This is a genomic window from Mycobacterium pseudokansasii (assembly GCF_900566075.1).
GTDB lineage: Bacteria > Actinomycetota > Actinomycetes > Mycobacteriales > Mycobacteriaceae > Mycobacterium > Mycobacterium pseudokansasii.
Genome location: NZ_UPHU01000001.1, coordinates 5,270,342 through 5,282,776, shown reverse-complemented (window position 1 = coordinate 5,282,776; position 12,435 = coordinate 5,270,342). Strand labels below are relative to the sequence as shown.

The following is a 12,435-nucleotide window of genomic DNA, read 5'->3' as shown; positions in this document are numbered from 1 at the left end:
CGGTTACGCTTGCCCGTATGCGGACAGCGGTGGTGCGGGTCAACGTCGACCCGGCCGGTGTTCTCACGTCTGAGCGGCTACGCGAGGGCATGGACGCGCTCCGCGGGTTCATTGCCGGTATCGGCGCCGACCTGGTCGACGACGAGATCGAGGCCAGGCCGGCCGGTCGCCGCGAGCTGGAACTGCTCATCGCCTGCGACGACGTCGAAGCGGCCAAACAAACGGCAATCGACTTGTGCGCCAAGGTCTTCGACAGCGCTCCGGTGGCCGGCGTGGTCACCTTCATCAGCAGGGGAACCGACGACGATGCCCATGGTGTGCTGTCCGCCTTCGGACTCGCCGGCGAGATTACCCGCCGCCTCGGTGATGATGGCTTCGACATCGTCTACGTGACCCTGCGCGAAGCCGACCTGGAACGCGTCCCGGAAAGCCGCATCCACACCGCGCTCGAGGCGTCGCTGAACTGTGAGGTCCACATCCGCACCAGGTGAGCGCATCACGTGCCCAGGAATTCGAGGATCGCGGGCGCGGCCTGTACCCAGGTGTCGAACATGTTGAAGTGCTTCACCTTTCCGGCTGCGCGTTCTTCGGCCGCACGCTCCCAGGCGTCCTCCGGCCAAGGCGGATCGATCAGTTTGGATCCTTTGATCAGGCAGCTCACCTCCAGCGAGGTGCGCTTGGGGTGATCCCAGTCGTTCTCGCCGCCGCGGATGATCAGCGTGGGAACTCTTATGCGGCCGAACATTTCGTCGTCGACGCCGGGGATCGTCTGTCCCGGCTTGGGTACGAACGCGTTGAGCCAGCGCAGCATGACGGTGAGGAATTCCTCGGCGTTCAGATCGAGGAACCGCTGCTTGTTGGCCGGGTTCTGGTCGATGCGCTCGCGCCACTCGGGTACCTTGAGCAGCCCCTCGATGCCCGACCAGCGCACCGCCTGGATACTGGGCAGCACGTAGTAGGCGCCCAGCTGGTACATGCCGTACACGCCGCCGACGATGTTCCACACCACCAGCTTCTCCACCAGCTCGGGATTGAGCATCGTCGTCAGCATGGAATCCCGTGCCCCGCCCGAACCCCCGGCGATGATGCACCGCTCGACCCCCAGGGCGCTCAGCAAGTCGCGCAGCGTCTCAGCGCGCATGTGCGATTCGCTTTGACCGTAGAACTGCACATCGGAGGCACCGCAATTCGGCCGGTCCCACAACAAGACCCGATAGCCGCCGTCCACCAATCCCTCGGCCAGCGGACGCAGGCCGGGAATGTCCTTGCCGAACCGGCCGCCGGGCGTCAGGACGATGAGATCGCCTGACGCGCCGAGGATCTCGTACACCACGGTGCCGCCGTTCACCTCGACGGCACATACCTGACTCTCCAGCCGAGTCACGCCATCACCAGCACGTCGTTGCCTACCACCCGGACCGGGTAGGTGCGAATGCTCCACTCCGGTTTGACCGCCGTCGTCCCGGTTGCCAGCTCGAAACCCCATTGATGCCACGGGCAGTAGATGAACTCCAGATCACGGACCATGACCGCGTCGCCGGGGGCGCCTTCGTCCACGATGGTGCGGCCCCGGGCGCGTCCCGAGCACAGCGGACCGCCTTGGTGCGGACAGTAATTCGCGATGGCGTAGAAGGTGCCGTTGACGTTGTAGACACCGACGCCGTGCCGTCCGATCGGCACCAGTTTGTGGGTGCCCGGCGGGATCTCGTCCACCGTCGCGACGACGTGTTCGCGGCCCTGGGCGAGGCGAGGCCGGGGCTGGGTGGGTCGCCCCGTAGCGTCGGAGGTCAATTCAGAGCACCCGCGTCTGGCCCTCGAGCACCGGCACCGTCTCCGGCAGGTGATAGGTCTCGATGCCGTTCTTGTACATCACCGCATCCCTGGCGGCCTTGGGCAAGTGCTTGACCAGCCAGCGCGGGTCGTCGAACGTCCAGTGCGGGTAGTCGGAGGAGAAGAGCAGGATCTTCTCGCATTCCATCCATTCGAGTGCTCGGGTGAGTTCGGTCTTGTCTTCGGGGTAGTCCAGCGGCTGGGTGGTGAACTTGATGTGTTCTTTGACGTACTCCGACGGCTTGCGCTTGATGTCCACCCGAGACTTGCGCGCGGCATAGATCGCATCCATGCGCCACATCAACGGCAGGATCCAGGTGAACGCATGCTCGACAAAGACGATCCGCAGCGTGGGGAACCGGTCGAAGACACCATCGAAGATCAGGCTCATTACCTGGTTTGCGGCCAGCAGCGAGTAGGTCACCATGAAGTCGTGGTTGTAGCTGGGGAAGCCCACCGGCGGCGTCGGCAGCATCTCGTAATTGCTGCGCGACAGGTGACAGCTCACCGTGATGTCGTGCTTGGTCGCAGCCGCCCAGATGGGGTTGTACATCGGGTGACCCCATGACGGCCGCGGCTCGGCCTTGATCAGCACCTGCGCCATGTAGGGGTGCCCGGCCCATTCCTCGATTTCGCGGGCGGCCCCTTCGGGGTCCTCGACGGCCGCGCAGACCGAACCGCGCCAGCGCTGGTGCCAGTTGTTGTGGCCGTCGAGCCAGTGATTGGCCTGCCAGCGATTGAGTGCGGTCGAATATGCCTGGTGCGCTTCGGGAAGGCGCGGTGTCCGGCCGCCGGGCTCGAGGATAGCGATGTCGGAGCCGGCCTCCATGATCAGCTGACGAAAGGCCATATCGGGGTCGCTGCCGGGGAATTCGCCGTCGGGCGGGAAGGTATCGACGCGCATCGCGAAGCTGTGGGCGTAGTCGGGGGCGTCGTAGTAGATCAGCTCGCCAACCTTGTGTTCGAGGAAGAATTTGCTGCGCCACGGCTCCGGGATGTACTGCGAGATTTCACCGCGTCTGGGCATCGGGTGCACGTCGGAGTCGACGCACCGGACGGCGATGCGCTCGGCGGCGGGAATGCGTTCGTGCAGATGGGTCAGCGTCATCGTGATCTCCTCAGTCCCGTCTCATCTCCGTGTCATCATTGTGCGACTACCCCCGGCTAACCTCTAGCGAGTCGGCGGAAATCTCGATCCCGTAGAGGTCGGCGGCGTTGCGCCAGCACAACTTCTCGCGCTGTTCGGCGGACAGCGCCGGGGGAAGCCCCCGGATGTCCCAGCACTGCCAGTGCGGATAGCTGGAGCCGAACATCACCATGTTCTCCTTGCCGCTGAAGGACAACCACTCACCGGCGTAGTCGGCATCGCCGGGACCGTCGAGGCTGCCCTGCACGAAGTACACGTGACGGGGCAGATAGTCGCTCGGTATCCGCGGCGCCCACGGCGTCTGTTCCAGGTGCGGTCGGCCGAACACGTCCATCCGCCAGATGAACGGTGTCACGAAGTCCGCGGCGCCGTCGGCCCAGACGAACTTCAGGTTGCCGAAGCGCTCGAACACCCCCTCGGCGATCATGTTCATCAGGTGGTAGAGGTAGTTCAGCGCCATGAAACCGACGTATTGCTCGTAGGTGCGGGTGTGCCCGGAGGGCGTGGGCGGAAATCCGATGCCTTCGCCGGATTCGATGTGGACCGCCACCGGCAGGTTCGCGTCGGCCGCAGCTTCCCACAGCGGCCAGAACTGTGGCTTGCCGTAGACCTCGCGGGATTGCAGCGGAACGCCGATCTGAACGACGCGGGGGTGGGCGCGCCACTTGTCGATTTCGCGGAGTGCGCCGGCGATGTCGTCGGGGTTGACCCGGATGGTGCCGCGGAACTTCTCGCCGAACTGGTCGTGTTCGAGCCAGCGCGACACCATCATCTCGTTGTGGGCGGCGTACAGCGCGCTGCCGAGGTGCCGGTCGGGCATGATGCCGCGGCCCATCGGATGCAGGATCGCCACGTCGACACCGCGTTTGGAAAAGAGTTCGCCGGCAACGAGTTCCACGTTCGAACCGGGGTATTCGCGGTTCGGCCCCTCGGTGTTCGGGGCGTATTCCCCGCCGGGTGCCCCGTACCAGTCCATCTCGTAGTCGGGAAAGCCGCGGCTCTTGAAGGGCTCACGCAGGAAGCTGCGCAGGTCTTTGTTGGACGGAAAGAAGATGTGCACGCTGGCATCGATGAGCGGCGTGCGCGTTCCGTCGGCATCCTCGATCACGAGACCAACCCTCCGGCTCCGGCGACGGCGAGCCCGGCCAGGGCAACTGATAGACAACCTAACATTTCCGTCGGTCGCCGATCAACGTCTTTCCGGTAAGCGTTTCGATTAGTCATCTGCCCTGCTAGGCATCGTTATCGTCAGCCATATCGCCAGTGTTGTTCTTCATTACGGATAATATCATTCTCTCGCTGGATGAGAGGCGCTCCGAGCAGGTTCCGAATACGAGGATGGACCTCGGCTCGCGAAACCCGCGGCAGCCGCCGCGATCGGCAACTGCTAGTTGCACGCCCAGTCGACAATCCGCCCGCCACCTACGTTGGCCATGGCGTGTGCTTCCGCCGCGCTGCGGTTGTACCCGTAACCGCCGTGGTACTTCGCGCCGTCGTGCGCGACCGCGCCGCATCGGGTGAAGACGCTGACCACTGCGCACGTGTCGGCCCCGCACAGCTCCAAGGCACGCTGCTTGGCCTGCGCCTTGGACAGGTGCCGCCATGCCTTACCGTTCGACCCGTCGTGACCGTAGGCGATGGCGCCGTAATAGACAGGGAAGGGCGGCATATTGGACACATGGGTCATCTCACCCCGGTGGATATGCGCGCCTGCCGGATGGATCTGCGTGACGGTCATTGCGGCCGCAACCGCCAAGCCCGACACTGCCACCACGACTCGGCGGCGAAGCTTTCCGGTGCTTCCCGCAGCTCTAGTCACCTGGGCTCACCTCCACCACAACCTCACTGTTCTCAATGCCCCGATGGATGAGGGCGCGGACGCTATATGGAATGCGAAATTTACTTGGAAGAAACATTCGTCACCAACGCTACCGGGGCGTTGGCCCGGTACCTGGTTGCGTGAATCGGGCTTCATAGGCAATTCATGATGTGGGTTGGCCGTCACGTGGGCGGCAATCTCGAACATCGGCACGTCATGCCCTCGGGCGTGCTAGGCATCGAAATCGCCTCGGTCGCAGCCATATCGACGATGCCGGCAGATTCAGCACAGACCGCTGGGAATGCCCCTGGCGGGAGTGGTTTCCTGGCTCGGCATTGCCTGCGGGTAGGGCACCCGGTAGGGGGGGTTCAAGCGATAGGTACCCGTTAACGCTCCGATACCGAGGCCGCACTGCGCCAGTTCCGGCAGCACCCGTCGGGGTTGGTTCAGCTTGGGTGGTGACGGGTTGGGTGGGACGGCGAAGTTGAAGGCCGATGTCATGTCGCCGGTCACACTTCGACGCCATGCGGTGAGGTTGGGCACCGGCACGCCGAACCGCTTCTCTATCAATCGAAGCTGGGAGGTGTGATCGAACACGTCGTGGACCATCAGCCCGCCGCGGCTGAACGGTGAAATAACCAGGCAGGGAACGCGAAAGCCCAAGCCGATCGGTCCGCGGATGCCGCCGGAACCGGCCACGCCGTCGACGTCGGGCACCGTCAGGTATTCGCCCGCGGTGCCCGGCGGCGCCGTCGGCGGCACGACGTGGTCGAAGAAGCCGCCGTTTTCGTCGTAGCTGACGATCAGCGCGGTCTTTTCCCACACCGCCGGATTGGACAGCAGAATTCGCAGGGTGTCGGCCATCGCGACGGCGCCGCCCGCGTCCGGCATCGCCGGGTGTTCGGAGACGAGAATATTCGGAACCAGCCAGGAGACCCGGGGCAGCCTGTTGGCTCTGACATCGGCGGCGAAGTCCCAGGGATAGCGGGGGGCGACGCCGAAGCGAGCCAAATCCGACCGCGGGTCTGCGGCCTGTTTGAACCACCGCACGATCTCGCCGTAACCGACGTAGGTGTTGACGGCGGGCCCTAATGACTTGTCGCTGTACACTTTCCAACTGACGCCGGCATCGCTGAGGTTCTGCGGCATGATGCGCCAGTTGAACGCCCCGATCGGCGCGGTGGAGGGCGTCTCCACCAATGGTCCCCCGTTGGTACCGGCGGGGTCGATCCAGGCACTGAGCCAATACAGCCGGTTGGGAGAGGTCGGACCCAACACCGAGCAGAAGTAGTGATCGCAGACGGTGAAGGTGTCGGCCAGCAGGTAATGGATCGGGATGTCTCGACGAGTGTGGTAGCCCATTGTCGCCGGGATGTTGGCGGCCGAACGGGTCCGCGCTTGCGCCGGCAGCCAGTTGTCGTTCGCGCCGCCGTTCCACGACTGATGGATTGCGATCCAATCGTGGTCGGGATCGTTGATGCACGCGCCGTTGAGAAAGGGTGCTCTGGTGGTGTCGAAACGGAACGGGAGGGTGATGCCGGAGGGATCCAGCGACTGGGTCCGCGGGTCCCAGCCCTTTTGCTGAAACAGCGGCGAGGCGGTATTGAATCCGTCGATATCGGAAAGTGTTCCGAAGTAGTGATCGAAGGATCTGTTTTCTTGCATTAACAGCACGATGTGCTCGATGTCGGTCAAGTGACCCGAACACGGCCCGGCGCCGTAAGCCTTTTCGATCACCGGCCCGACTAACGACATGAGAGAGGCGGCAGTGGTAGCAGCGGCGGCCTTAGCCAAAAACTCGCGGCGCGACATTGTGTCAACCGGGTTTTTGCCCATCACTACGCGTCCTTCCGCACAATTGGGCGAACTGTATCTTTGTGACGGCGATTTGCCGTGACACGTCGGCGGGTGTGTCGTGCCGAATGCGTCGGGCGGTGTGACGCAATTCCGCCAAGCTGCGAAAAGCCGGCGTGCCACCAAACTTGATTACTGTCTAATCGGCTGAGTGCGCGACGAAAAACCGGGCGGCCTTGCGGATGGAATCTTCCACCGGTTCCGGTGTCCAGCCCAGTTCGCGTTCGGCTTTGCTGTGATCCAGCGGCGACATCAGTTCCGCCATGCGCGCTCCGACGTAGGCGAAGAGCAGGTCGCGACGCAGCAGGCGGGCGGCCAGGTCGTTGAGGCGCGCCACGGCACTCATGACGGGCATGGGGATCCCGATGCGCGGCGGTCGCCGGCCCACCGCGCGGGCCGCAATCTCATGGATTTCCCGGCTGCTCAGGTAGCGATCGGAAATGATGTAACGCTCGCCGATGCGGCCCCGGTCAGCTGCCAGAAGCATTGCGCGCGCAGCGTCTTCGATACCAACCACCTCTGCGGAGAAGCCGAGATAGAACGGGAACCGCCCGGCGGCGACGCGCGCGATGAGCGAACCATGAGGGGTCGGGGCCCAGTCGCCGGGCCCGTAAGTGGTCGAGATACACATCGCGACCGCCGGCAGCCCCTTCTCGCGCACGTACTGCATGACCAGGTTCTCCGCGGCCACCCGGGATTCGATGTAGGCGCCGCCGTCGTTCCAGTTGTGCAGATCGTCCTCGGTGACCGCACGTTGGTCGTTGATTGCCAAGGTGCCGGTGCTGCTGGTGAATACGAACTTGCGCAGTTTCGCGTCGAGGGCCGCGTCAAGCACCTGCCGCAGGCCTTCGACATTGGTGCGGAACAGCGGTGCGGGGTCGCGCAGCCACATCCGGGCGTCGACCACGCAGTAGTAGACGACGTCGCAGCCGGCCATGGCCGCCCGTAGCGCGGCGTCGTCGAAGATGTCTCCGTAACAGCGTTCGACGCTGTGCGTTCGCACGAGGTCGTCGATGCCCTTGGTGACACTGGTGCGCCGCACCATGACCCGCGCATCTTCGCCTGCCGCGACGAGTTGGCGGGTGACGTGCGAGCCCAGGAAGCCGCTGGCCCCGATGACTAGTTTCTTGGCTCCGGTCATTGCCGGTTCGGAAAGGTACTGGGCGCCAGCGTGTCCCGGGGGTATTGCGCGGCGCTGAGGCCCCGTTGAGCGGCACGGCGGTGGCGGTTCACCGGCCGAGCCGCCGCGCCAGTGATGCTGCCCTGTCCCGTAGCCGAGGCGAGATACGCACGGAAAAAAGGGAATTGAAGACGTCCTCACGCAGCCGGGTCAGCGTCGAGGACTTGATCAGCCAACTGCCGTCGAGCTTCTCGTAGGTTTCATGGTAGTGACCGCGCCCGTTGAGATTGACGCCCGGACCCAACCGCACCACGTCCTCGAGCGCCCAGATCCCGGTCGCGGTCGTCGGCGACGTCAGGGCGAGTTCGGGGGCGTGCACGTGATGCACCGTCGGTTGCGACGGCTTGCCCAGGGCGTTGCGCACATAGGACACGAACTCGTCGGCGCCGCGGATCACCCTCCCGCCCGACTGCGAGGTGTCGCTGACGAAGTCGTCGGTGAACAGCTGCCGCCAGTCGTCCCAGCGCTTGGTGTCCAGGTATCGGCAGTATCGGGCCTTGAGTTGCTTGATCGCCTCGATCTCCCACAGTGTCGTTGCGGTGGCGGACATCTTAGCTCCTCGTGCACCTCATAGCCCGATTGCGAGATTACTGCTTCCGTATCAGAGAATGCTATTCTCGCATGATAGCGACGACAGGAGGCGGCCCGAATGCTGTTGGAGTTCGATGCCGATCAGCGCTTGTGGCAGGACACCGTGCGCGATGTCGTCGCCAAGCAGTGCCCGCCGTCGCTGGTGCGCGCCGTGGCCGAAGACGCCGTGGACACCAGCCCGCTATGGAAGGTGTATGTCGACCTCGGCTGGACGGAACTCAACGATCCGGCCGGCGCGGTGGGGCTGGCGATCGTGTTGGAGGAGTTGGGGCATGCCACCGACCCAACCCCCTTCCTGGCGACGATGAGCCAGTTCGCGCCGCTGGCCGTGGACCACTTCGACCCGCATCAGTCGGGTACCGCCGTGTACAGCGGAGTGACGGCGCGCCGGGACGCCGACGGATGGGTGCTCGACGGTACCGCACGCCACGTTCTCGACGGCGATCGCGCCGCCCGATTGGCGGTGGTCACCGACGCCGGGGTGTTCATCGTGGACGCCCATCAGGTCTCGGCCCGTCGCGAATCCGTATTCGACCCGGTGCTGCATGTCGCCGACGTGTCCTTCGATCGGGTTCGGGCACCCGAGAATGTTCGGGTAACCGCCGATCGGGAACGCGCGCGCCACATTGCGCTGACCGGCATGGCCATCACGATGGTGGGTGCCTGCCAGCGCATTCTGGATCTGGTGCTCGACCATGTCCGCAGCCGGCACCAATTCGGGGTTCCGATCGGGTCGTTCCAGGCGGTGCAGCACAAGGCGGCCGACATGCACGTCGCGGTGCAACGGGCCCGGGCGCTGGCCTACTTCGCGGCGCTGACCATCGCCGCCGACGACCCGCGACGGCGGCTGGCCGCCGCCATGGCCAAGGCCAGCGCGGGGGAGTGCCAGTCGCTGGTGTTCCGGCACGGCTTACAGCTGCACGGCGCAATGGGATTCACCTGGGAGAACGATCTGCAATTCGCGCTCAAGCGGGCCAAAGCCGGTGAGCTCATGCTCGGTGGCGCCGCCGAGCATCGGGCCCAGATCGCGCAGGAGTACCGTGCAGCTGACTTTTGATCCCGACGTCGAGGCGTTCCGGGCGGAGTTCGCGGCCTTCCTCGACGAAAACCTACCTGCCGCAAGCGAAACGGGCGAGCGGCCACGGTCGGTCTCGCATATGCCGGCCTGGGCGTGCCGTTGGCAGCGCCTGTTGTTCGACAACGGCTGGCTGCTGCCCGGCCAGCCGCCGGAGTTCGGCGGGCGCAACGCGACGGTGGTGCAACAGTTCGTGCACCTCGAGGAACTGTGCCGGCGACGGATCTATCACAGTTTCAATCCTCAAGGTGTGAATATCGTTGCCGCGTCGCTGTTGTCGTTCGGCACCGAGGAACAGAAACACCGCTGGGCGGTACCGATCCTGCGGGCCGAGATCACCGCTTCGCTGGGGATGAGCGAGCCCAGCGCCGGATCCGACCTGGCGTCGCTGCGCACCCGGGCGGTGCTGGACGGCGATCACTTCGTCGTCAACGGGCAGAAGGTGTGGACCTCCGGGGCCCATGACGCCGACGTGTTGCTGACGTTCGTACGCACCGACGCGGATGCGCCAAAACACAAGGGCATCAGTGCATTACTCATCCCGACCGATACCACGGGTGTGGTGTGCCGGCCGTTCCCGTCCATCTGCTCGGCCGACGACCTGGATTTCAACGAAGTGTTCTTCACCGATGTGTCGGTGCCGGCGGAAAACCTGGTGGGTCCGCTCAACCAGGGCTGGCGCGTGGCCAACGGCTCCCTCGGGCACGAGCGCACCATGATGTGGCTGGGTTTCGCCGATCGGCTGGACAATCTGCTGGCCGACTTTCGTCCCGGCACGGAACTGGAACGCGACCGCTACGCCACCATGGTGATGGACAAACAGGCGCTGCGCCTCTTGGGTTCGGTGGCGCTGGCGCGCGCCGCCCGCGGCGAGGACGACACCGCCGCCATCTCGGTGCTCAAGCTGCTGGGCTCGGAGGCGGAGCTGCAGGCTTGTGAGCATGCGTTGTCAGCCGCCGGCTCTGAGGGGCTCGTCCACCCCGCGCTGACCGGCCCGTATGCGCCGATGAACCTCGATCACTACTTTGCGAGCTGGTTCGAGCGTTACGCCCGCAGCTTTTCCGGCACCATCGCCGGAGGCACGTCGGAAATCCAGCGCAACATCATTGCCCAACGGGTGCTGCGGCTCCCGCGGGGCTGAGTTCTCATGCCGAGCTGGGGGCACCTCCCGCTTGCGGGGGAACGCAAAAGCCCCTTAACCATCGGCGTGTCGGGGGCTTTTGCGGCTGCTCGCCGAGGCTGCCGGCTCACCGAATGACCGCAGCCTCTTTGCGTTCGGTGACCGGCCTGGCGAGCTCCTGCTCTTCGCAAATGCGCTGCAGCTTGTCGAGAGTTTCGTCAAGGCCCGCACCGATCCGGCGACCCGGCGTGAAGGTGGCCGGTAGCTTGCGCATCCCCTGGATGACACCGATGGTCTCGTAGTGGACGGTGCCCGCAGGGTCGCAACCGTAGTCGGGCATCCGGTCGAGGACCGCGGTCAGCATGGACTTGAACACGGTGCGCGCCACGTTGGATCCGATGCAGCGGTGCACACCGATGCCGAAGCTGAAGTGCCGGTTGCCTTTACGGTCGAGAACGACCTTGCCCGGGTCGGGGAAGACCGCGGCGTCGCGGTTGGCCATGGCCCACGAAATCCACAGCCGCTCACCCTCTTTGAAATGCAACCCGTCGAGTTCGACGTCGTCGGCGAAAGTCCGGCCGTCGCCGGGGGCGGGGGTGAAGTAGCGCAGAAATTCCTCGGTCGCCGAGTCGAGCAGGGTTTCGCGTTGCCTGCTGAGCAGCTCGCGCTGTTCGGGATTCTCCGAAAGCCATTCCAGCGCATGCGCAGTCAGTGCCGTGGTGGTGTCGAAGCCGCCGCCGATGAGCAATCCGAGGTTGCCCAGGATTTCCAGATCGGGCGCGGGTTTGCCGTCGATGCGCATTTCGAGCAGGGCGTTGACCACCCCGGGCCGCGGATTGTTGCGAATCTCGACCATGTTGTTGACCAGGTCGAGCCCCATCTGCCGGTGCATCTCGGTAACCCGCTGGATGTCCGGGGAGTGCTCCGGGGTATACACCGCGGCGTGCGTCGGCTCGCTGTACATCTTCCAGTTCTGCAGCGGAATACCCATGAGCGCCAAGGTCAGAACGGCGGGCACGACGTTGGCCAGATCGTCGACGAAGTCGATGCTGCCGTGCTCGATCCTCTCGTCGAGGCACGCGCGTGTCACCTCGTCGACGAACGGCACCCAGCGTTTGACGGCGGCCGGCGACAGATACGGGTTGAGCACGTTGCGGTAGCTGCGGTGCTCGGGATCGTCCATCTCCAGGATTCCGCCGCGCACGCCGTTGATCCGGCTGGCGGTCGGAATCGAAATGCCCTTGTAGCCGCGGCGTTCGTTGTTGACATCATGATCGTTGGAGACCGCGGGGCAGCGGGCGAGTTCGAAGACCTCGTGGCTACCCGCGGCGACCCAATGCCCGCCGTAGGTGTCGCTCCACGCCATCGGGCACCGGGCGTGCATCTCCTCGGTGATCGCATTGAACCGGGACCGGTACTCCGCGGAGTGCCGGTCGAAGTGGTACCGAGGCATCGTGCGGTCACTGACACTCAACCCGCTATCTCCCTTTACTCGTCGGCGATGACGATGGCCTGCTCGGGGCAGGACTGCGCGGCTTCACGCACCCGGTCCTGCTGGTCGGCCGGAACCACTTCGTTGACCGCCGACGAGGTCCCGTCGATGTCACTGAGCTGGAATGAATCCGGAGCGATCATGGAGCACAGGGTATGGCCCTGGCAGCGTTCGGGATCAACCCAAACCTTCACGACTTCTTCCTTCCCGTTCCTTCCCGTTCCTTCCCGTTCCTTCCCGTTCCTTCCCGTTCCTTCCCGTTCCTTCCCGTTCCTTCCCGTTCCTTCCCGTTCCTTCCCGTTCCTTCCCGTTCCTTCCCGTTCCTTC

Annotated in this window: 13 protein-coding genes; 3 read left to right on the top strand and 10 right to left on the bottom strand. The window is 64.7% G+C overall.

The window, feature by feature from the left end; all coding sequences use genetic code 11:
* Positions 1-17 precede the first annotated feature (17 nt).
* Positions 18-491 carry a hypothetical protein gene (locus EET10_RS23705; protein WP_036405128.1) on the top strand — a complete coding sequence of 158 codons (474 nt, stop codon included), beginning with the start codon at positions 18-20 and terminating at the stop codon, positions 489-491.
* Positions 492-496: 5 nt separating this feature from the next.
* Here the strand turns inward: EET10_RS23705 and EET10_RS23700 are convergent, their stop codons facing one another.
* The 8 genes from EET10_RS23700 to EET10_RS23665 form a co-directional block, all read right to left on the bottom strand.
* On the bottom strand, positions 497-1,375 hold the full coding sequence (locus EET10_RS23700; RefSeq protein ID WP_423793647.1) for an alpha/beta fold hydrolase: 879 nt from the start codon (positions 1,373-1,375) through the stop codon (positions 497-499).
* A gap of 5 nt (positions 1,376-1,380) precedes the next feature.
* Positions 1,381-1,791 (bottom strand): Rieske (2Fe-2S) protein, encoded by a 411-nt coding sequence (locus EET10_RS23695; protein ID WP_063466619.1) that lies wholly within the window; start codon positions 1,789-1,791, stop codon positions 1,381-1,383.
* Position 1,792: 1 nt separating this feature from the next.
* Positions 1,793-2,938, bottom strand: a complete 1,146-nt coding sequence (locus EET10_RS23690) for an amidohydrolase family protein (RefSeq protein WP_036405132.1) — start codon at positions 2,936-2,938, stop codon at positions 1,793-1,795.
* Positions 2,939-2,984: 46 nt separating this feature from the next.
* Positions 2,985-4,085, bottom strand: coding sequence for an amidohydrolase family protein (locus EET10_RS23685; RefSeq protein WP_063466617.1), 1,101 nt, complete (start codon positions 4,083-4,085; stop codon positions 2,985-2,987).
* A gap of 279 nt (positions 4,086-4,364) precedes the next feature.
* On the bottom strand, positions 4,365-4,796 hold the full coding sequence (locus tag EET10_RS23680) for a DUF4189 domain-containing protein (protein ID WP_036405134.1): 432 nt from the start codon (positions 4,794-4,796) through the stop codon (positions 4,365-4,367).
* A 282-nt stretch (positions 4,797-5,078) separates the two neighbouring features.
* Positions 5,079-6,632 (bottom strand): phospholipase C, encoded by a 1,554-nt coding sequence (locus EET10_RS23675; RefSeq protein WP_036405136.1) that lies wholly within the window; start codon positions 6,630-6,632, stop codon positions 5,079-5,081.
* 157 nt (positions 6,633-6,789) lie between these two features.
* Positions 6,790-7,791, bottom strand: a complete 1,002-nt coding sequence (locus EET10_RS23670) for an NAD-dependent epimerase/dehydratase family protein (RefSeq protein ID WP_036405139.1) — start codon at positions 7,789-7,791, stop codon at positions 6,790-6,792.
* Between the two features lie 88 nt (positions 7,792-7,879).
* Entirely contained in the window at positions 7,880-8,380 is a 501-nt protein-coding gene (locus EET10_RS23665) for a nuclear transport factor 2 family protein (RefSeq protein ID WP_036405141.1), read from the bottom strand.
* A 99-nt stretch (positions 8,381-8,479) separates the two neighbouring features.
* Here EET10_RS23665 and EET10_RS23660 point away from each other — a divergent pair, with 99 nt between their 5' ends.
* Both EET10_RS23660 and EET10_RS23655 read left to right on the top strand, forming a co-directional pair.
* Positions 8,480-9,478 carry an acyl-CoA dehydrogenase family protein gene (locus EET10_RS23660; RefSeq protein WP_036405144.1) on the top strand — a complete coding sequence of 333 codons (999 nt, stop codon included), beginning with the start codon at positions 8,480-8,482 and terminating at the stop codon, positions 9,476-9,478.
* Positions 9,462-10,637, top strand: a complete 1,176-nt coding sequence (locus EET10_RS23655) for an acyl-CoA dehydrogenase family protein (protein WP_099187699.1) — start codon at positions 9,462-9,464, stop codon at positions 10,635-10,637. The genes EET10_RS23660 and EET10_RS23655 overlap by 17 nt, the downstream gene beginning before the upstream one ends.
* Positions 10,638-10,743: 106 nt before the next feature.
* Here the strand turns inward: EET10_RS23655 and EET10_RS23650 are convergent, their stop codons facing one another.
* Together EET10_RS23650 and EET10_RS23645 are read right to left on the bottom strand one after the other, a co-directional pair.
* Positions 10,744-12,069, bottom strand: coding sequence for a cytochrome P450 (locus EET10_RS23650; RefSeq protein ID WP_051490633.1), 1,326 nt, complete (start codon positions 12,067-12,069; stop codon positions 10,744-10,746).
* 35 nt (positions 12,070-12,104) lie between these two features.
* Positions 12,105-12,302 carry a ferredoxin gene (locus EET10_RS23645; protein ID WP_036405149.1) on the bottom strand — a complete coding sequence of 66 codons (198 nt, stop codon included), beginning with the start codon at positions 12,300-12,302 and terminating at the stop codon, positions 12,105-12,107.
* Positions 12,303-12,435: the final 133 nt, after the last annotated feature.

Coding starts and splice junctions, on each gene's coding strand:
- EET10_RS23690 (WP_036405132.1), bottom strand. CDS start 2,938: ATGACGCTGACCCATCTGCACGAACGCATTCCCGCCGCCGAGCGCATC.
- EET10_RS23670 (WP_036405139.1), bottom strand. CDS start 7,791: ATGACCGGAGCCAAGAAACTAGTCATCGGGGCCAGCGGCTTCCTGGGC.
- EET10_RS23660 (WP_036405144.1), top strand. CDS start 8,480: ATGCTGTTGGAGTTCGATGCCGATCAGCGCTTGTGGCAGGACACCGTG.
- EET10_RS23675 (WP_036405136.1), bottom strand. CDS start 6,632: ATGGGCAAAAACCCGGTTGACACAATGTCGCGCCGCGAGTTTTTGGCT.
- EET10_RS23705 (WP_036405128.1), top strand. CDS start 18: ATGCGGACAGCGGTGGTGCGGGTCAACGTCGACCCGGCCGGTGTTCTC.
- EET10_RS23665 (WP_036405141.1), bottom strand. CDS start 8,380: ATGTCCGCCACCGCAACGACACTGTGGGAGATCGAGGCGATCAAGCAA.
- EET10_RS23650 (WP_051490633.1), bottom strand. CDS start 12,069: ATGCCTCGGTACCACTTCGACCGGCACTCCGCGGAGTACCGGTCCCGG.